This is a genomic window from Nitrosomonas sp. ANs5, assembly GCF_050584665.1.
GTDB lineage: Bacteria > Pseudomonadota > Gammaproteobacteria > Burkholderiales > Nitrosomonadaceae > Nitrosomonas.
The window spans coordinates 11,832-31,705 of sequence record NZ_JBEUDO010000017.1 but is presented as its reverse complement, the minus strand read 5'-3'; the positions used below and the strand labels follow the sequence as shown (position 1 = coordinate 31,705).

19 protein-coding genes are annotated in these 19,874 nt (G+C 55.5%); 14 read left to right on the top strand and 5 right to left on the bottom strand.

What is annotated here, in order from left to right:
- Window positions 1-34 precede the first annotated feature (34 nt).
- Both ABTW62_RS06020 and ABTW62_RS06015 read left to right on the top strand, forming a co-directional pair.
- Window positions 35-2,338 (top strand): hypothetical protein, encoded by a 2,304-nt coding sequence (locus ABTW62_RS06020; protein ID WP_430903688.1) that lies wholly within the window; start codon window positions 35-37, stop codon window positions 2,336-2,338.
- A gap of 157 nt (window positions 2,339-2,495) precedes the next feature.
- Complete coding sequence (locus ABTW62_RS06015; protein WP_430903687.1) at window positions 2,496-3,152, top strand: hypothetical protein; 657 nt, start codon at window positions 2,496-2,498, stop codon at window positions 3,150-3,152.
- Between the two features lie 134 nt (window positions 3,153-3,286).
- On the opposite strand, the gene ABTW62_RS06010 is transcribed toward ABTW62_RS06015, so the two are convergent.
- Window positions 3,287-5,335, bottom strand: coding sequence for an Ig-like domain-containing protein (locus tag ABTW62_RS06010; RefSeq protein ID WP_430903686.1), 2,049 nt, complete (start codon window positions 5,333-5,335; stop codon window positions 3,287-3,289).
- A 969-nt stretch (window positions 5,336-6,304) separates the two neighbouring features.
- Between ABTW62_RS06010 and ABTW62_RS06005 the strand changes: the two genes are divergently transcribed.
- The 4 genes from ABTW62_RS06005 to ABTW62_RS05990 are packed head-to-tail and all read left to right on the top strand — an operon-like array spanning window position 6,305 to window position 8,928.
- A complete protein-coding gene (locus ABTW62_RS06005) occupies window positions 6,305-7,609 on the top strand; it encodes a M16 family metallopeptidase (protein ID WP_430903685.1) in 1,305 nt (434 codons plus the stop codon).
- Window positions 7,606-8,175: a 16S rRNA (guanine(966)-N(2))-methyltransferase RsmD gene (rsmD, locus tag ABTW62_RS06000; RefSeq protein WP_430903684.1), complete on the top strand. Its 570-nt coding sequence runs from the start codon at window positions 7,606-7,608 to the stop codon at window positions 8,173-8,175. The genes ABTW62_RS06005 and rsmD overlap by 4 nt, the downstream gene beginning before the upstream one ends.
- The gene (gene coaD, locus ABTW62_RS05995) at window positions 8,168-8,641 is read left to right on the top strand and encodes a pantetheine-phosphate adenylyltransferase (RefSeq protein ID WP_430903683.1); all 474 of its coding nucleotides are present in this window, start codon (window positions 8,168-8,170) and stop codon (window positions 8,639-8,641) included. The genes rsmD and coaD overlap by 8 nt, the downstream gene beginning before the upstream one ends.
- 17 nt (window positions 8,642-8,658) lie before the next feature.
- Entirely contained in the window at window positions 8,659-8,928 is a 270-nt protein-coding gene (locus ABTW62_RS05990; protein ID WP_430903682.1) for a YfhL family 4Fe-4S dicluster ferredoxin, read from the top strand.
- Here ABTW62_RS05990 and ABTW62_RS05985 read toward each other — a convergent pair.
- Entirely contained in the window at window positions 8,897-9,613 is a 717-nt protein-coding gene (locus ABTW62_RS05985; RefSeq protein ID WP_430903681.1) for a YggS family pyridoxal phosphate-dependent enzyme, read from the bottom strand. The two genes, ABTW62_RS05990 and ABTW62_RS05985, sit on opposite strands and share 32 nt — an antisense overlap.
- A gap of 66 nt (window positions 9,614-9,679) precedes the next feature.
- Here ABTW62_RS05985 and ABTW62_RS05980 point away from each other — a divergent pair, with 66 nt between their 5' ends.
- A complete protein-coding gene (locus ABTW62_RS05980) occupies window positions 9,680-9,862 on the top strand; it encodes a hypothetical protein (protein ID WP_430903680.1) in 183 nt (60 codons plus the stop codon).
- A 42-nt stretch (window positions 9,863-9,904) separates the two neighbouring features.
- Window positions 9,905-10,966: a type IV pilus twitching motility protein PilT gene (locus ABTW62_RS05975; protein WP_430903679.1), complete on the top strand. Its 1,062-nt coding sequence runs from the start codon at window positions 9,905-9,907 to the stop codon at window positions 10,964-10,966.
- 210 nt (window positions 10,967-11,176) lie between these two features.
- Here the strand turns inward: ABTW62_RS05975 and mnmA are convergent, their stop codons facing one another.
- From mnmA to ABTW62_RS05960, 3 genes are all read right to left on the bottom strand, one after another.
- A complete protein-coding gene (mnmA, locus tag ABTW62_RS05970) occupies window positions 11,177-12,352 on the bottom strand; it encodes a tRNA 2-thiouridine(34) synthase MnmA (protein WP_430903678.1) in 1,176 nt (391 codons plus the stop codon).
- A gap of 59 nt (window positions 12,353-12,411) precedes the next feature.
- Window positions 12,412-13,029: a DNA-3-methyladenine glycosylase family protein gene (locus tag ABTW62_RS05965; RefSeq protein ID WP_430903677.1), complete on the bottom strand. Its 618-nt coding sequence runs from the start codon at window positions 13,027-13,029 to the stop codon at window positions 12,412-12,414.
- A 67-nt stretch (window positions 13,030-13,096) separates the two neighbouring features.
- Window positions 13,097-13,297: a hypothetical protein gene (locus tag ABTW62_RS05960; RefSeq protein ID WP_430903676.1), complete on the bottom strand. Its 201-nt coding sequence runs from the start codon at window positions 13,295-13,297 to the stop codon at window positions 13,097-13,099.
- Between the two features lie 196 nt (window positions 13,298-13,493).
- Here ABTW62_RS05960 and mraZ point away from each other — a divergent pair, with 196 nt between their 5' ends.
- Genes mraZ through ABTW62_RS05930 form a run of 6 tightly spaced genes read left to right on the top strand, consistent with a single transcriptional unit; the run spans window position 13,494 to window position 19,842 of the window.
- Window positions 13,494-13,940, top strand: a complete 447-nt coding sequence (gene mraZ / locus ABTW62_RS05955) for a division/cell wall cluster transcriptional repressor MraZ (RefSeq protein WP_430903675.1) — start codon at window positions 13,494-13,496, stop codon at window positions 13,938-13,940.
- Between the two features lie 17 nt (window positions 13,941-13,957).
- Window positions 13,958-14,911, top strand: coding sequence for a 16S rRNA (cytosine(1402)-N(4))-methyltransferase RsmH (rsmH, locus tag ABTW62_RS05950; protein WP_430903674.1), 954 nt, complete (start codon window positions 13,958-13,960; stop codon window positions 14,909-14,911).
- Window positions 14,908-15,192 (top strand): cell division protein FtsL, encoded by a 285-nt coding sequence (gene ftsL, locus ABTW62_RS05945; RefSeq protein WP_430903673.1) that lies wholly within the window; start codon window positions 14,908-14,910, stop codon window positions 15,190-15,192. Before rsmH ends, ftsL begins: the two co-directional genes overlap by 4 nt.
- The gene (locus ABTW62_RS05940) at window positions 15,189-16,931 is read left to right on the top strand and encodes a peptidoglycan D,D-transpeptidase FtsI family protein (RefSeq protein WP_430903672.1); all 1,743 of its coding nucleotides are present in this window, start codon (window positions 15,189-15,191) and stop codon (window positions 16,929-16,931) included. Before ftsL ends, ABTW62_RS05940 begins: the two co-directional genes overlap by 4 nt.
- A complete protein-coding gene (locus tag ABTW62_RS05935; protein ID WP_430903671.1) occupies window positions 16,928-18,490 on the top strand; it encodes a UDP-N-acetylmuramoyl-L-alanyl-D-glutamate--2,6-diaminopimelate ligase in 1,563 nt (520 codons plus the stop codon). Before ABTW62_RS05940 ends, ABTW62_RS05935 begins: the two co-directional genes overlap by 4 nt.
- Window positions 18,490-19,842 (top strand): UDP-N-acetylmuramoyl-tripeptide--D-alanyl-D-alanine ligase, encoded by a 1,353-nt coding sequence (locus ABTW62_RS05930; RefSeq protein WP_430903670.1) that lies wholly within the window; start codon window positions 18,490-18,492, stop codon window positions 19,840-19,842. The genes ABTW62_RS05935 and ABTW62_RS05930 overlap by 1 nt, the downstream gene beginning before the upstream one ends.
- The last annotated feature ends 32 nt before the right edge of the window (window positions 19,843-19,874 follow it).

Genomic DNA, 19,874 nt, shown 5'->3' with positions numbered 1-19,874 from the left:
TATAACGGAGAAACAAATCATGAATAATGACAATTTGAATTCGTGTACGAAGCGAGCTCAAGCAGTGACGGGGGCAAGCCTAATAGGCATGGTCGCGCTGGTGCTTGGTCTCGGCTTTTCTCATAACGCTCTTGCTGTTCAGGCAAGTGGTGCTGCTTCCATTATTCCCTCGGATAATTCGCTCGAACAAGATCAGTTGGTAGATATCCGTATCCGGATCACTAACGCCAGCTCAGAGACCGGTGAAGATGGTGATGATGACGTGCCGGCTACCTATAAGGCCGGTGGGGCGACCACAGTATTGCTGGCGTGTGATAGCTCAACGTGTACTACCGAGCTTCCGGGGACCCTGGAATTCGTGCCGGTGGGTATGACGGGATGTGTAGCCAACCAGCCTGATGTTACCTGCGCTGAAGACGGCGGTAATCCTAACAGGGTGATAATCTCGGTCGGCAGTGACATCGTGATTCCCGCTGGCGCGGCCATCAACCTGGCGACCTTTCGCGCGAAAGCGGTAACGCCGGTGCTTAATCCTGCGGACGGTACCTTCTTCCAGCGGGCCCAGACCGGTAGCAATGATCTGGAAGCGGTTAGTTTAGTGAACCCTGGGCCAGCCGTCACCGGCGGTGCGGAAGGCTCGACGGTTTACACCTTCCCCGGCCGCTGTGACGTGCGCGTCGACAAACAGATTTCCTGTGACGGTGGTATCACCTGGGTCGATCAAGGTCTAGTGAACGCCAACGAGGACACAACCAACGGTTGCCAGGGGCTGAGCAATGACCAAATCCTGGTCAGGTATCAGGTCAGCAACGAAGGCAACTTGGATGCGGGTCAGTGCGTGCTGACTGACGTTAACTCAGTGGGCGGAATGCCGTTTGGCGATCCTGCAGATCCAGGTACGATTCCTGCAGGTTCTACCTCTGAGTTGATTGCCGGTACAGCTAGCGCTCTCTGCTCGGAGTGGGAAGAGAATGAGCCGAATACCGCGACCGTGACCTGCAACACCTGCGGTGGCATCGCTCGTCCGGGTGATCCGCTGCTGACCGCCTTCGATACGGCCACTTTCTCCTGCTTAGTAGCCGACCTGTTGGTTGACCGGGCGGTAGCTTGTGTGGATGGTGTCCCGGCTGGCTTCAATGACGAAGTGCTGGTCAGAGCCGATGAGGACGGCACCGACGGCCCAACCACCGTGGAAGGCAATTTGTGCCAGTGGAAGTACCAGGCTAACAACCCCGGTACCGCTCCATTGTTTGCTTGTGTATTGCAGGATTCCAATCCGGATGTGACCCCTGCTCCCATTTTGGTCGGCACGCTCGCACCCGGGGAGCCGCGTGATATCCCCGCAGCCAATCAAGTAGAGTGTAACGACGACCTTGAGGCTAATGAAGTGCCGGGCGGCCGAGTCGACTTGGCTTGCTGCACCCGAAACGTCGAATCACTGCTCGATTGCGCGGATGATGACCGCATCCAGGTCTATGATCTCTCGACCGTCAATTGCGTGGCACCCGATCTCGAGGTTGCCAAGCTCTGTGAAGTGCATTCGGACACCAACGAAGCCACCTTCACGGTCACCGCGACCAATACCGGCGAAGTGGATCTGGTGAACTGCGTGGCGACTGATACCCTGCGCACGGGCGGCTTGTGTCCGCCAAGTGGCGACAGCATCGATCAGACACTCATGCCGGATGCACCGTTTGCGTTGGATGTAGGTGGGCAGCAAGTACTAACGGGTGGCGCGACCATCACGACCGACTCCTGCAATTTTGTGTCGGTGACCTGCCAAGATGCTATTTCGGGCGCTTATATTACCGGCGATGCTACAGCAGATTGCCCATTCACACCGCAAGAGGAAGGCTGTCTAACTCGGACACCGGGCTTCTGGGGTACGCATCCAGACGTCACTGCCAAGTACCTTGATCTCGAGGTATGCGGCACCACCCTCAACAACGTCAATGCCGGCAACGGTCATTCGGCGATCGAGGCCATGTGCTCGACCGGTCGAGACGGGCGCATACTGGGTCCGCAGTTGACGCAGCTGGTTCGTCAGTGTACCTCAGCCGCGCTTAACATCGCAGCCTCGCAGGATCTGGGTGGGAACTGCAACAGTGACTTCCCGAATATTGATGCGACCTTCTCCGCCTGCTGCGGTGGGGAAAGCATCTGCACGGGTGACACGGTTGGAGACCACAGTGTCGAGTCTTGTATCACGGCGCTGGATTTTTTCAACAACACGGATCCTGATACGTTGAGCTTCGACTTCCCCGTTGGCCGAGCCATGCCAAGAGCCTGTCAAGATTCGCGTAACAACGGCATCGTGGTCAGCCCCGGACAAGACTAGAAGTATAGTCTGATGTTTGAGGAAAGGGCGGGGCAGCTTACAAGCTCCGCCCTTGCTGAAGAGTAACAAAGCCAGACCCGCCGAAGCTTCCTTTCGGCGGGTTTTTTATTAACCTTTCTGGCGATGCCATTTGATGCACCAACACGAGGAGCAAGCCATGAATCACAAGACACTATCACCCATTCGATCCAAGCTCGCCACCGCTGTTATCGGTAGCTTCTGGTCGCTGCTCGGGGGGATGCCGTCCGCGATTGCAGATGACGTATTATCACCCGGATACCTAGCCGAAACCGTATCGATACTGGCGAGCGACAGTGCTATCCTGCCAGCCGATCAGTGCCACCGAATGGCTGCGCCCCCCCCTGCCAGGATTAAGCAAGGCTGCCTAACGCGGTCACCATCTTTCTGGGCGAGCCGCCCCGCGCTGACGGCGGGCTATCTGCAACCGGCCCTGGAGGTCTGTGGTATGTCGTTGGATACCGTCGAGCTGGGCCATGAGACATCCGCACTCGCGGCACTGTGCCCGGATGCCCGTGTTCCAGACAGTCAGTCGACCCAACTCGTCCGCCAATGCACGGCCGCTTCCCTGAACGTGGCTGCCTCGCTGGCGGAAGGCGGCAATTGCGGCAAGGCGGCCACTTTGCTGCTGCATCACTGCTGTAGCGAAAACAGCGTCTGCACAGGCGCCACGGTGGAGAATTACAATATCGAGTACTGTATTACCGCCTTAGACATGTTCAACCATTCGCGCCCGGACACGCTCAACTTCTCCAAGCCTGTGGGAGCACCTGATCTGGGTGCATGCGGGGTGTAGTTCGCCACGGCACCGTGCTGGTTATCAGTTTTTGACGTAGTACAATTCTTCGCTGCATTGTACCTGCCAACGAAAAGCCGCATTAGGCTAATAGCTAGCCTGATGCGGCTTGAGGAGAGACGGGCGTTATGAAGCTATGGCGCAAGGCGCACTAGGAAAATATCGCCGTAAACGCTATCACCAGTCAACTTTGCTCCGCCGAAATTGATTTCGCCGGTGAAATAGCCGGTAGCATAAAGCTGTCCACTTTCACTGAGGCTAACGGCGCCTAGCCCATCAGCGCTGGGGCCGCCCAGCGCTTTCGACCAGAGATGGTCGCCGGTATCTCCTTTGTATCGGGCAATTATGAGATCGGCGGCCCCTTGGCTGGTCAGCGTCGATCCGCCGAAGCTGCTGCTATTTCGGAACGTTCCCGCCATCAGCACATCGCCAGTGCTTTGGTCGATCGCCACATCGAGTCCGAAATTCCTGCCCTCACCGATGAAAACGTTGGACCAGAGATGCTTGCCGCTCACATTGTACTTTGCCAGGAACATCGAATATCGGTCGGTAGTAACCGCACCGCCACCGAAATCGGACGTTTCAAAGAAATAGCCAGTGATAACGCTGTCGCCAGTGGATTGATCCACCGCGATTCCCCAACTCTGTTCCTCGCCGACGTCGCCGATTCCACGTGCCCAGACCAGCTTGCCGGCCGCATCGAACTTTGCCAGCAGCACTTCTGGATTCCAACTGCTAGAACTGGTCAGGTTCACACTTGAGCCTTCCAATTGGATCGTTCCGTAGAAAGTGCCAGTGATCAGGATGTTGCCCTGCCCGTCGATAGCAACATCCCGGCCAACATTGTTACCTTGGCCGCTAAACTGTTTTGACCACTTGAGCGTGCCGGTCGGCGCGTACTTACTGAGGAAAATGACATCAGGGTTGTTCTGATAACCGGTGACGATAATATCTTGGGCGCTACCGACCGCAATGCCATAGCCGGCGTCGGCATTGGCCCCGCCAGCCTTTTGCACCCACACTAGCTTGCCACTGACCGAATACTTGGCAATGAAGACATCGCTGTTGCCCGAGCTGGTCACAGATTGGCTGCCAAACGGGACGGTTCCAGAAAAGGATCCGGTCACGATGACGTTGTCACTGGCATCAATGGCAACCGCGAAAGGCGTGACGGAACCTGTGCCCCGATCGACGCAAGCGGACCAGATGTGCATGCCATCGGGGTTATAGCGCGCGACCACCATGTTGCGCGTGCTGGCACAGGGGAGCGTTCCGCCGCCGAAGCTAGCGCTGTTGGCGTAATAACCGGTTATGACGACATCGCCATTGTTAGCCACAGTGATGCCATTGGCACGGTCGACCCCTGAAGTGCCGAACATTCGTGACCAGAGGTGCGCACCAGACTCCTGCTTGGTGTTGTCGGTATCATTGCTGTCAGCGATGTTCACCGTCAGGCTCACGGCGGTGGAGGTATTGGTATTGCCCGCAGCATCAAAAGCCTTGGCGGTCCAGGAGTGAGTGCCATTTTGGGCACTGGAAATTGACCAGCCGACGCTGTAAGGGGCGCTGCTATGGGTGCTGCGCAGCACACCGTTTTGATAAAACTCCACCTTGCTCACACCGACGTCGTCGGAAGCCGAGGCGCTGATGGTTACGGTCTGTGCCGTGGTGTAGGTGGTGCCCGAAGCCGGGCTGGTAATCGTCACCGTTGGCGGGGTAGTGTCCGTGCTGTCGCTGCTGGTGATATTGACTGTCAAGCTCACGGTTGTAGAAGCCGCGTTGTTGCCGGCGGCGTCATACGCCCTGGCGCTCCAGGTATGGCTGCCGTTGTTAGTACTAGTGATCGGCCAGCTAGCGTTGTAGGGTGGGCTGGTGTCAGTGCTATGGAGTGCGCCGTTCAGGTAGAACTCCACCTTGCTTACTCCGACGTTGTCGGAGGCCGAAGCGCTGATGGTTACGGTCTGTGCCGTGGTGTAGGTGGTGCCCGAGGTAGGACTGGTGATAGAGACCGTCGGGGCTTGCGTATCCAGATTGCGTCTCCAACCTTTTCCTTCCGGTGGTCCTGCCTGCACGCTGCTGACGCAAAATAGCGTACAGCATAATAAAAATTTTCCAGGAAAAGTCAATAAGTGTCGCTTAGGGGATATGCCTAGGAATAACTTCAAGAATGTAATAAAGATCATTTTGTTTCCTCTGTTTCTGGTTTAGTGGCCTATTCGTGAGAAATGATTGATCGGAACAGTAGATGCCAAGCATTTATTTCTGTAATAGCGGTATTCGGCATTTCGCGGTCAAATTTTAATGTCATGGGGCTATTCAGCCGTGACGGGAAAGAGGCGTATGCAGATAAAACTAAATCGGCTTCAAAGCAATGCAGTCGAATTGTTCTTGATGAAAATTACAATTTCATCAAGATTTTTATTTTCTTTTTAGTCTGTCTAATTTATAAAGTATTTCTAATTGAATTTTATATAAGCAAATACTATGCCATTATATTTAATTGACTTGCAATCAAGGTGTTAGCAAATTCCCTGGATAAGCGCAAAGCAGAATATATCGCCAATTTGCGACAGCTATTCAAGATTAGAGAGTAAGTAACTATTTCATAACAAATTAATTTGTCTCCACTTTGAGACGGATTAATTTGCACAGTAAAAATAATCGGCTCTTCAGGAAAATTTGTGGGTAATACTTATAACGAATATAGCGTTGGATATATTCTGCTAGGGCTTTTGAAGTAAAGGAGGGTATTGGGTCGTCTTGACCCACGTTAAACGAGCTTCTTAACTATTTGTCATACGAGCGCAGCGAGGCAATCCAATGTCAAGCAGGCCTTGAGCTGGGTGCCTCCAGGCAGGTAGCAGAAAAGATTGCCCATGGTTTTAGAAATAGCAGTGCGTATTGACACAAATCATGCTGCTGCGTAATAACCTGAATCCAGTATCGCCAAACAGCTGCTAAACTTTTTCACCCGCCGCATGATCTATATTTGGATAATTCGCCCAACAAAGGATAAGATAAAAGCCGCAGGCTGTCCGGACCGGCGGTCACTTGCAGGCCGGTTCCCAATCTAGCCAGCAGATGGCGCGTGATCTGGCATCGCTGCAATGAGGGCGGCAAGAACCTATTCAACAAAAACAGCAAGAGGATTTATGCGATTTCTTCAGCTTGTGGTGATTCTGTGGATCGGGCTATATGCCCAGGGCGCGCTGGCATTCCTGCCGATCCAGCACTGGCAAACGGCAAATGGCGTGCGCGTCTATTTTGTCGAAAACCACGATTTGCCGATACTCGATATCAGCATCGACTTTTCGGCAGGCAGCAGCACCGATACGCCCGCCACCTCCGGCCGTGCCTTGCTGACCCAGCGTCTGCTGACCCTGGGCGCAGGCGGCATGCCGGAAGACCGGATCGCGGAGACGCTGGCCGATGTCGGCGCGCAGCTCGGCAGCCAGTTTGACCGCGACCGGGCCGGCCTGTCGTTGCGCACCCTGAGCAGCCAAGCTGAACGAGACCAGGCCCTGGACGTGCTGGCACGGGCCGTGCAGCATCCTGAATTTCCTGAACCGGTCGTGGACCGGGAGCGCACACGCCTGATCGCCGCACTCAGAGAAGCGGACACCAAGCCGGAAGTGATTGCCGACAGAGCCTTGATGCAAATGCTCTATGGCACCCATCCCTATGGTCTGCGGGAATCCGGCGAGCCGGAGACGCTGGCTGCGCTCACCCGCCAGGATTTGGCCGATTTCTACCGGCACCGCTATACGGCCAGTCAGGCGGTGATCGCGATCATCGGCGATATCCAGCGCGACGCAGCGGGCCGGATTGCGGAATCGCTGACCAAGGATCTACCAGCCGGCAAAGCACCCGCCAGGCTGCCGCCCGTCACGGCACCGGCACCGCGGACGCAGAAAATCGATCATCCGGCCACCCAAAGCCATATCCAGCTGGCCTACCCCGGATTGACCCGCGATGATCCCGATTATTTCCCGCTGCTGGTTGGCAACTACATCCTCGGCGGCGGCGGGTTCGTTTCCCGTCTGATGGAGGAGATCCGGCAGGCCCGCGGGCTGGCTTATGGCGTACGCAGCGCATTCTCGCCCTTCAAGGAACAAGGGCCATTCGAGATCAGCCTGCAGACCAAAAAGGAGCAGGCCGAGCAGGCATTGCAGCTGACCCGGCAGGTACTGCGGGAGTTTGTTGAACAGGGCCCCACCAAACAGGAATTGCAGGCTGCCCAGCAAAATCTCGTCGGCGGATTTCCGCTTCGCATCGACAGCAACCGCAAGATACTTGGCTATCTGGGCATGATTGGCTTTTATCAATTGCCGCTAACCTACCTGGAAGACTATGTCAAGGCCGTGGAAAAAGTCACGCGGGCACAGATCAAGGATGCCTTCCAACGGCGCATCGACCCGGCCGGCATGGTCACTGTAGTGGTAGGGGTTGCGGATTGACACGGACTGCTTCGATATCCAGAACAGGTAGAGTCCGCGTCATAGGCGGGGCATGGCGCAGCCGTCTGATTCGGTTTGCCGACTGTGCCCAGCTGCGGCCGACCCCGGACCGGGTGCGAGAAACGCTGTTCAACTGGCTGGGTCAGGATTTAAGCGGAAAAACCTGTCTGGATCTTTTTGCCGGCAGCGGCGCACTCGGTTTTGAAGCTGCGTCACGCGGGGCCGAGCAGGTAGTGATGGTCGAGCGCGACAGACAACTGATCCACGACCTGCGCGCGGCAATCGACCAGTTGCGTGCCTCGCAAATCAGGCTCGAACAGAGGGATGCGCAGGCATTCCTGCGTTCGGATAATAAGCAATATGATGTGGTCTTTCTCGATCCGCCATTCGCATCCGGCTTGCTGTCCGAAGCGCTGGCATTGCTGCCACCCCGCCTAGCGGATCACGCTGTGGTTTATGTGGAATGCGGTGCGCCGTTCTGTCCGGATGATAGCTGGTCGATATGGAAACAAGGCCGGGCAAGCAAGGTGCATTATTATTTATTGCGTTTAAGGCAGAATGGATAAAGCCATTTACCCCGGTACCTTTGACCCCATCACACGCGGGCATGAGGATCTGGTGCATCGCGCCTCGAAACTGTTTGACGAGGTGGTGGTGGCCGTCGCGGCAGACAGCGGCAAATCGACTTTTTTCTCGCTGGATGAGCGCGTGGCAATGGCCAGGGCTGTTCTCGCGGATTACCCTAACGTCAAGATAATGGGCTTTTCTGGTCTGTTGATGGAGTTTTCACGCCAGCAACAGGCCCGCATCATTATGCGTGGCCTGCGAGCGGTTTCCGATTTTGAATACGAATTTCAGCTGGCGGGCATGAATCGGAGGCTATACCCTGATGTGGAAACAATCTTCCTGACGCCTTCCGAGCAGTATATGTTCATTTCCGCGACGATTGTGCGCGAGATCGCTCGCCTGGGCGGGGATGCGAGCAAATTCGTGCACCCGCTCGTTGCCGAACAGTTATACAAAAAAAGATGACAATTTAAGAGGAAAAAATGGCATTAATTATTACCGATGAATGCATCAATTGCGATGTATGTGAGCCGGAGTGTCCCAACCAGGCCATTTCCCAGGGCGAGGAAATTTACGAGATCAACCCTGACCACTGCACCGAATGCGTCGGTCACTACGACACGCCGCAGTGTGTGGAAGTCTGTCCGGTCAGCTGCATCATAATCGATCCGGACAGAACCGAGAGCCAGGCACAACTACAGGAGAAATACCGCTCGCTGACTACTGCCGGGAACCCAGCTCTTCAGGAATAGCATAGCGCCGCGGCCCAAAAATCGATGTGCCGATTCTGACGATGGTCGCGCCTTCGGCAATCGCGTTCTCCAAATCCTCCGACATGCCCATCGACAGGGTGTCGATATCGAATCCCTGCTGCTGCAGTTGCTCAAAAATCTCCCGCAGCATTTGAAACTGCTCCCGCTGCAGCGCCGTGACAGCCGTCAGTTCGGGAACAGCCATCAGGCCGCGCAGTTTCAGGCGCGGCAAATCCCTGACAAACGACGCCAGCTCCAGCACCTTGTCCGGATCCACGCCACTTTTGGTGATTTCCCCACTCACATTGACCTGTACACACACCTGCAACGGCGGCAATGATTCAGGCCTGGCCGACGCCAGGCGGGTGGCGATTTTTTCCCGGTCGATGCCGTGCACCCAGGCGAAATTCTCGGCGATCGGCTTGGTCTTGTTGCTCTGAATCGGCCCGATGAAATGCCATTCTATCGGCAGATCTGCCAGTGCGCGGACTTTCATCAGCCCCTCCTGCAGATAATTCTCCCCGAACACGGTTTGTCCGGCCTCCCAGGCCTCTCGCAGATTTTCTGGGGGATTGGTTTTGCTGGCCGCGAGCAACTGGATGGTGGCTGGGTCGCGTCCGGCTTTGTTGGCAGCATCGATGATGCGGGCTTTGACAGTTTCCAGGCGTGAAGCAATCGTGGTCATGGTTTACTAGATAATAAGTTGAATAAACATAGAATAATACGCCTCTCTACAATCTTCAGCAGATGCATGCCGCGCAAAGCGCATGGCATGCACCACACCGAAACTGAAAATGGTCCAGAGGCATACAAGATAACGCAAACATCACGGCGGGAAGCGGCGGTTTCTCTTCTGAAAAGAAGCTCAATTTTAATCGATTTGTTCCGTTTCAAATCGAGCTGGTTCGTGCGCCGGGCCAGAAAACCTTATTGATCAATCCGCACTCTCTGCCAGCGGGTGCCACGGGCATTGCTTATGAACATAGTAGAGTTACTCTCCTTTGCGGTCAAGAATAACGCATCCGATCTGCATTTATCCGCGGGCATGCCGCCCATGATCCGGCTATACGGCGAAATCCGGCGTGTCAATCTGCCAGCCATGGCACCCACGGCCGTGCACGCCATGGTATCCGGCATCATGAACGACGGACAGCGCAAGCAGTATGCCGATTCACTGGAATGTGACTTTTCCTTCGCAATTCCCGATCTGGCGCGCTTCCGGGTCAATGCTTTCCATACCAGCCGGGGCGCGGCGGCGGTCATACGCGCGATACCTGACCAGGTTCCCACGCTCGAAGCGCTCGGCGCACCTGGCATCCTGGCCGAAATTGCGCAGCAGACACGTGGCATTGTGCTCGTCACGGGTCCGACCGGTTCTGGCAAATCGACCATGCTTGCGGCCCTGGTTGACGCGATCAACGACACACAGCATGGCCATATTCTGACCTTGGAAGATCCCATTGAATTCGTCCACCAGAGCAAAAAATGTCTGATCAATCAACGCGAAATTGGCCGGGACACGCATAGTTTCAGCAATGCCCTGCGCGCGGCGTTGCGGGAAGACCCGGATATCATTCTGGTAGGTGAAATGCGCGACCTGGAGACCATCCGCCTGGCCCTGACTGCTGCAGAAACCGGTCATCTGGTGCTTGCGAGCCTGCATACCAGTTCAGCGGCCAAAACGGTCGACCGGATTATCGATGTGTTTCCAGCCGAAGAGAAGGGCATGATCCGGGCGATGCTGTCCGAATCCCTGCGCGCGGTCATTTGCCAGACTTTGCTCAAAACCAGGGAAGGCACTGGACGAGTGGCTGCGCATGAGATCATGCTCGGCACCCCGGCCATCCGCAACCTGATCAGGGAAGGCAAAGTGGCCCAGATGTATTCGACCCTCCAGACCAGTCAGGCGATTGGCATGCAAACGCTGGATCAGCACTTGGCCGAATTGGTCAAACGCGACGTCATTTCAAGCGCTACAGCGCGCAGCGCAGCCGTGCACAAGGATCATTTCGGACATGCGCCCGCACCGGCCTCTTGAACGGATCGCCAAGCAAACATGCCGCTTGAGGCATCCAGCATCAAGACCGGGTTGACGTTGGGTGGGCTTGATGCGCCACTCCTGTGGCTCGCAACACGGACCGGGTGCGCTTGCACACCGTCAAACGTTGATCGCCGCCAGCAAATCACCTTGCATCACAAAAAACCGGTGCACAAGTGCACCCTACAGCGGAAAATTGCAAACGGTTTCTCAGTCATTCACTGTGCTGATCACGCCGCCTCCCAGGCAGACATTGCTTTCATAAATCACCACCGATTGCCCCGGTGTGACCCCCCACTGCTGGGCAGCAAAGCCAATACGGCAAACCGCCTGTTCGAAACCGAGAATCGTGCATGGGGCATCAGTCTGGCGATAGCGAATCTTTGCCGCATAGACCCAATAGGGATGCGGAGGCGTGCCGCTGATCCAGGAGAGATCCTCGGCCGTCAGCATGGAACGGAACAGGGCCGGATGATCATGCCCCTGCACCACATAGAGCAGATTGTTTGCCATATCTTTATCCGCCACAAACCATGGCCGCTCATCGCCCCCGCGCGTCCCGCCGATTCCCAGACCCTGCCGCTGCCCAATGGTGTAATACATCAATCCCTGGTGCTGCCCCACCACCCTGCCGTCCAAGGTTCTGATTTCACCCGGCTCTATCGGCAAGTAGCGGTTGAGAAATTCACGGAACGGGCGTTCGCCAATGAAACAGATACCGGTGCTGTCCTTCTTGCTGGAATTGGGCAACCCATGTTCGCGCGCGATCCTGCGCACATCGCGCTTGTAAAGATGTCCGATCGGGAAAAGGGTGCGTGCCAGCTGTTGCTGGTTCAGCCGGTAGAGAAAATAGCTCTGGTCCTTGTTGCCATCCTCGCCTTTGAGCAGTTGATACAAACCCTCCACTTGCCGGACCTGCGCATAATGGCCGGTTGCAATCCAGTCGGCGCCCATCGTTATCGCATGTTCCAGGAATGCCTTGAACTTGATTTCACTGTTACACAACACGTCCGGATTGGGTGTCCGCCCCGCCTTGTATTCAGCGAGAAACAAATTGAAAACACGTTCCCTGTATTCCGCAGAAAAATTGACGACTTCCAGCGGTATGTCGAGAATGTCGGCGACCGACACTGCATCGAGAAAGTCCTGGCGCGAAGAGCAATATTCGTCGGTATCGTCTTCCTCCCAGTTTTTCATGAAAAGACCCACCACATCGTAACCTTGCTGCTTCAGCAACAAGGCTGCCACGGAAGAATCCACGCCGCCGGACATACCGACCACAACACGTTGTTTTTTCATTATGTCAAACTGTTTTTTTATTGTGCGGATAAACCCAAATTCGCAAACTGAAGTGATGCGGGAGCGATACCGGCTTGCGTGCACCATGCAACCGCCAGGCTAAGCACTCGGGCATGCATGTCAATAGTAACATTGTCTTGCAGCGGTCAGTAAATGACGGGAATCGGGTCCAGACTGCGCCATAAATACCAAGTGGCGACCGAGCGCCAGGGCCGCCAGTTGTCGGCGATAGCACTGATCCTGTTTTTACTCACCGGCTGACTGGCATTGTAATGGATGCTGACCGCGCGCTGCAGGCCGACATCGGCCAATGGCAGCACGTCGGGACGATGGAGATGAAAAATCAAAAACATTTCGGCTGTCCAACGGCCGATACCCTTTACTTGGGTAAGCGCTGCGATCAAGTCTTCATCGTCCATTTCACGCCAGACTAGCGCTTTCAGCCCGCCCTGCAGGAAATGGCTGGACAAATCCCGCAGGAATTCGGCCTTCCTGGCCGACAACCCGCAAGCTCTCAGTACGTCCGCATCCACCAACTCCAGTGCCTGGGGCGTCATTTCAGGCAGCGCCACCACCATTCTTTGCCAGACGCTAGCCGCGGCCTTGACTGAGATTTGCTGCCCAACGATAGCCCGCACCAATGTGGAAAAAGCATCGCCAGAGCCTTCCAGGCGCGCGTCACCATGGCGCTGAATCAGCCGCTGTATCACTGGATCGCACGCCGATAAATGTTGGGTCGCTTGCTGCCAAAAAACAGGTGCCATTCTGGCTTAACCTGCCATCCTTGAGCGCATGCCATTCGGCAGACATCGATCAGCGTTATCCATAAAGTCATCCATCATGCTTGAGTCCTCCCAGTATCGGGCCACGCCAGATGTTACCTGACATGGCCAAACGGCGATACCTTGCCTTACGCCATGGTCCAAAAACCGGATCTCCTTCCCTCGCCCAGGCAGGCATTTCCGGATCAGCCATCGCCTTGAATGGCACCCGCCTCCCCATAAAGCCGGAAATAGACCAATTAAGCGTCAATATTCTACAAAAATAATTACCCTAAATTCTGTTAAGTGCCTGTCAACAAAACAAATTTTTTGTTTTTATCTTGACCCTGAAATTTTTTTTGATTAAAGTGGGTAAAAGTGGTGAAATAAGTAATAATAGTGGGGAGCAGTGGAGCGTTGCGGTTTTCTGACCAGCAAGCGCCTCCATCAAAATCAAAGGGGATGGGATGTTTCGTGGTGTCACGCAACTGAGCCTTGATAGCAAGGGGAGACTTGCAATTCCTGCCCGGTATCGAGACGAACTGTTGACCCGTTGCGCGGGCAACATCGTCATCACTGCCGACCCTTCCAGGTGCTTGCTGATATATCCCCAGCCCGCGTGGGAGCCAATAGAAAAAAAATTGAACGGACTTTCCAGTTTCAATCCCCAGATTCGTAGCTTGCAAAGACTCATTATCGGCAATGCCAGTGATGTTGAGATGGATGGTTCAGGCCGCATACTGGTCGCGCCGCCTTTGCGTCAGTTTGCTGGCTTGCAAAAAGAAGTGGTGCTGGCCGGACAGGGTGAAAAATTTGAACTTTGGGATGTAGAGAAATGGAATCTGGAGATCGAAGCGGCACTCGTTTACAAAGACGGCAACATGCCTCCCGAACTAGAAGGGTTTTCACTATGACGCGGTGGTAAAACACCGTGCATGCCCCGGTTTTATTGACAGAAGCGGTTGATGCGCTGTGTATCAAGACGAACGGTACTTATGTGGATGGCACATTCGGCCAAGGCGGCCACAGCCGGCTGATCCTGTCTCGTCTGGGTGAACAAGGCCGGCTGATCGCGTTCGACAAGGATCCGACAGCCATCTTGGCCGCCGAGGCCATCCAGGACAAGCGACTGCATATCGAACACAGCAGTTATGCCAACATGCAGATGGCATTGCAGGCATTGGGAATCAATGGTGTTGACGGTATCTTACTGGATCTCGGCGTGTCCTCCATCCAACTGGACAAGGCTGCGCGCGGATTCAGCTTCCGGCAGGAAGGACCACTGGACATGCGCATGGATACCAGCCGCGGAAAAACGGCAGCCGAGTGGCTCGCCACCGTAACAGAAACAGATTTAAAAGAGGTGATCAGAGATTATGGCGAAGAACGGTATGCTGGGTCGATTGCAAGAGCAATTGTTATGGCACGGGCACAGCAGCCCATCACTACCACGCTTCAGCTTGCCGAAATTGTTGCAGCGGTCGTGCGCGCGCGCGGTCATGGGTGGGAATACCGGCAGCATCCGGCGACGCGGACTTTTCAAGCGATACGGATTCATCTCAACCAGGAGCTTGAAGAATTGTCGATGACACTGCCGCAATGCGTGAACATGCTGAATCCGGCTGGCCGGCTGGTTGTGATCAGCTTTCATTCGCTGGAAGACCGTATCGTCAAGCGCTTTATGCGCCAGCAGGCCAAGTCCGACACGCTGCCGCGCAAGCTGCCTGTGCGTGCGCAAGAAGCGCTCATGCAAAGCCAGCAGACATTAACCGTCATGGGTAAAAAAATTCGCCCGGGTGCAAACGAGATTGCTGCCAACCCGCGGGCACGTAGCGCCATCATGCGGGTGGCGGAAAAATCAGGAACTGGCATGGTAACCAGATGATCAAGCTGAATATATTCCTATTTCTGACACTGATCGCTTGCGGACTGGGAATAGTCACTGCCCGCCACGAAGCACGTAAAATTTTCATGGCCCAGGAAAAAGAGCAGAAACTGACGGAACAGTTGAACACCGAGTGGGACCAGTTGCAATTGGAGCAAAGTACGCTGGCGATGCATGCACGAGTGGAAAAAATTGCAAGAAAACAACTTGATATGGTCAGCCCGCCGGCCGAAAGCATTCTTGTACTTGATACCAGCAAAATCACAGGTCTATCCAGATGATTATTTCATCTTTCAAACCCGCCCAATCGAATGCATCGTATTTCCCGGCATGGCGTGCACGCCTCATGCTCGGATTGCTGTTGCTGGGCTTGCTCACACTGGTCGGCCGGGCGCTCTACCTGCAGGGGTTGAACAAGGATTTTTTACAGCAGCAAGGGCAATCCCGTTACAGCCGTGTCATCGAACAGAATGCCCTGCGGGGAAGTATCAGAGACCGCAACGGTGAGATCCTGGCAATCAGTGCTCCGGTCAAGTCCATATGGATCAATCCGCAAGAAGTCATCGCGACCCCGGAACAAGTTAAGGCATTGGCAAATCTAATCGGTGTCAAAGAAACCACCGTGCAAAAACGCATCGATAGCGGCAAGAAATTCATGTACCTGAAAAGACAATTACCCCCGCAAATAGCCGCCAGTGTTGCCCAACTGAATATTAAAGGCGTCTATCTGAAACGTGAATTTTACCGCTACTACCCGACCCGTGAATTGGCCGCACATATCCTTGGTTTCACCGATATCGATGGCAGAGGACAAGAGGGCGTGGAGCTGGCCTGGCAAGACGTGCTCACCGGTGAGCATGGCAAACGGCGCGTCATCCAAGATCGCATCGGTCGCGTGGTGGAAGACGTCGAGCGGATTCGCTCCCCGAAACCCGGCCAGGATCTGACCTTGTCGATTGATAGCAAAATACAATACCTTGCCTACCGGGAACTGGAACGTGCAATCAAAACCCACCAAGCCAAAGCGGGTAGTATTGTGGCGCTCGATGTACAAACCGGTGAAGTCCTGGCAATGGCCAACTACCCGGCCTTCAACCCGAATCAGCGCGCCAGCATGAACAACGAAACCATCCGTAATCGTGTGCTGGTGGATGCCTTCGAACCCGGATCAACACTGAAACCTTTCGCTGTGGCTGTGGCAATGGAAACCGGCCGGGTCAAACCCGATACCCTGATGGAAACTGCCGGCGGCACCTTCAAAATAGGCAGGGCCGTGATACGCGATATCCGCGACAAAGGTAATTTGACCGTCTCCCAAGTCATCCAGGCATCAAGCAATGTTGGCGCGGCCAAGATCGCGCTGATGCTGCCTCCCCAAACTTTCTGGGAAATGCTCAACCGTTCCGGTTTTGGTACAGAATCCGGCTGCGGCTTCCCCGGGGAAGTCAGCGGCCGCCTGCGTGCCTATCACACATGGCGGCCGATCGAACAGGCCACCATGTCCTATGGACACGGCATCTCGGTCAATCTCATGCAATTGGCACGCGCCTACACCATTTTTGCTACCGGAGGCGAGTTGAAACCGGTCACTTTGCTCAAGCGCGACTTGCCCGCCGTCGGTCAGAAAGTCATTTCACGCGACACTGCACTGGCTGTGAGCAATATGCTGGAACTCGCGGTCCAGCCCGAAGGCACGGGCTCGCAAGCAAGCATCAGCGGCTACCGGGTAGCAGGCAAAACCGGCACTGCCCATAAACGCCTGGAAAAACAAAAAGGTTATGCCAAGAACCGCTATATCTCTTCCTTTGTGGGCTATGCCCCAGCCTCGGATCCGCGCGTAGTGATCGCCATCATGATCGACGAACCCTCCACCGGCGGGCATTATGGCGGGGTGGTGGCTGCACCGGTGTTCAGCCGGGTCATGGAAGGTGCGCTCAGAATTCTCAATGTACCGCATGACGAACCTTTGAAAAATATGGTGACGTCGCCCCCATTCAGCAGGCCGGAAAACAAGGGGTGAGCGTGACGTCAAGTTCAAAATCAACCGACAACTTTGCCACCTGCCTGCAGGACCAGCTCGGCATTACGGTGCGCCGCCTGGTAGCGGACAGTCGGGAATTGCTGCCGGGCGATACATTTGTCGCCTATGCGGGCGAACGCTACGATGCGCGCCAGGACATTCCTCGTGCGATCACGCTCGGCGTCAACGCAGTCATTTGGGAAAAGCAGGGGTATGCGTGGAATCCGGCCTGGCAATTGCCCAATCTTGCCGTCACGGGGTTGCGTCACAAGGCCGGTCAGCTCGCCAGTCAAATCTACGGCCACCCGTCCCGTCAGCTATGGCTGGTTGGGATTACGGGCACCAATGGCAAAACCTCATGCAGTCACTGGTATGCCCAAGCCATGACAGCCCTGGGCAAAAAAACAGCTGTCATCGGCACCCTGGGCCATGGCTTCTCGGATGCCTTGAGCCATTCAGCGTACACCACACCTGACGCCATGCAGCTGCAACAGCTGCTGGCTGAATGCTTGCAGCAGGACGCACAGTCCATCGCCATGGAAGTTTCCTCGCATGGCCTTGCTCAAGGAAGAGTCATCGGCTCGGAATTCTCCGTTGCGGTTTTGACCAACTTGTCGCGCGATCACCTGGATTATCATGGCAGCATGGATGCCTATGCAGCCACCAAGGCAAAACTGTTTTTCTGGCATGGCCTGAAACGAGCAGTATTGAATCTGGACGAGGTGCTGGGGGTGGAGTTGTCGCGCCAGCTGGCAGGCAGCAATCTGCCGCTCATCGGCTATGGTTTCCAGCAGCCGCGCCAGGACAGCTGGACCGCCAAAAATCAGCAAATACTGTATGGCAGCAACCTGCAAGTCACGGCGCACAACATTGCCTTCGATGTGGAATATTGTGGTCAGCGGGCGCGCCTGCAAAGCAACGTCACGGGCCGCTTCAATGCCTACAATCTGCTCGCGGTATTGGCCACCCTGCTTGCCAGCGATATCGCGCTCGAAGACGCCGTCGCTGCCCTGCAGACAGTCCGGCCGATTGCTGGTCGCATGGAAAAACTGGGAGGCGGCAGCCAGCCTACGGTGATCGTTGATTATGCGCACACCCCGCATGCGTTATGTGAAGTGCTGACCGGATTGCGCGAGATGCTCAACGGTGCGCGCACAGGTAACGCCACCCGGAATAAACGCCCCAAATTGATTTGTGTCATTGGCTGTGGCGGTGATAGAGACCAAGGCAAACGCCCCCTGATTGGGGAAATTGTCTCCCGGCTGGCTGACGAAGTCATCATCACCAGCGACAACCCGCGCAATGAACCGCCTCATGACATCATCCGCGATATTATGCAGGGTGTCCATGGCGGGCGCTGCGCGATCGAAGCCGATCGGGCCGCCGCAATCTATCGTGCTATTCACAGTGCCCGCCCCGGGGATGTGGTACTCATCGCCGGCAAAGGTGCCGAAGCTCACCAGGAAATCGCGGGCAAGAAACATCCTTTTGATGATCGCGAGGTCGCGCGGCAGGTACTGCATGATCTGGCCAATTTGAATCTGCAGGTGCAAGGGTGATGAACGTACAGGAAGCCGCTTCGGTGCTGCATGCCGACTGGCTGGGTGGCAATCCGGTTTTCACCGGTGTGAGCACTGATAGCCGCAGCCTGAAAGCGGGCGATCTCTTCGTCGCATTATCCGGTGAGCGCTTTGATGGCCATCGCTTTATTCCTGAAGCGATCGAAAAAGGCGCGGTGGCTGCGATGGTCACGAAAGCAGCTGACGTCATACAAGCAAAACCTGATTTTGGCTGGCTGCGCGTAGGAGATACCCGGCTCGGGTTCGGTCAATTGGCAGCAAGCTGGCGCCAGCGATTTACGCTCCCACTGATTGCCGTCACAGGCAGCAACGGCAAAACCACCGTCAAGGAAATGCTGGCAGCCATTTGCCGGCATGCGGCCGGCAGCGAGCGGGTACTGGCAACCGCCGGCAACCTGAATAATGACATCGGCGTGCCGCACATGCTACTGCAACTGCATGCAAACCATGCTTATGCGGTCATTGAGATGGGCATGAACCATGCCGGTGAAATCGCCTATTTGACCCGGCTGGCGGCTCCCACGGTTGCAATTATCACCAATGCCGGGAACGCACATATCGCCCAACTGGGCACGACCAAGGCCATCGCATCGGCCAAGGGGGAAATTTTCCAAGGCCTGGATGCAAGCGGGATTGCGGTAATCAATGCGGACGATCCCTATGCATCGCTCTGGCGGCAGCTCGCAGGGAACAGGTACATCCTCGATTTCGGCTTGAATAGTCAGGCCAAAATCAGCGCCCGAACCATTGCTCATCCAGGCGGCAACGCCTGGTCGTTTCGACTGCCGTCCGGGCATACCGAAGTATTGCTGCAAGTACCAGGCAAGCACAACGTTTACAACGCACTCGCTGCCGCTGCCGCCGCTTCAGCCATAGGCATAGACAAAACCGCCATCGTGGCCGGTTTGCATGCATTCTCGGGCATATCCGGGCGCCTGCAGAAACAGCCGGGCCGGCATCGTTCCACACTGATCAATGACGCCTACAATGCCAATCCGGAATCCATGTGGGCAGCACTGGCAGTACTTGCGGACACACCTGGAAAAAAAATACTGGTGATGGGCGATATGGGGGAACTGGGTATGGATGCGGCCAAGTTTCATCACCGGATTGGTCAACAAGCGCGTACGGCGGGCGTGCAGACGCTGCTGGCGTTAGGCGAGCTCAGCGCGCACGCTGTGGCCGGCTTCGGTGAAGGGGCACATCATTTCACCAGCATGGATGACTTGCTGACAAAGGCGGAAAGCTGTCTCGCCACAGATGTCACCTTGCTGGTCAAGGGGTCGCGTTTCATGCGGATGGAACGCGTCATTGAACAATTGAAGGCCTGATGGCCATTTTCCTTGCGATCAGCGCATACACG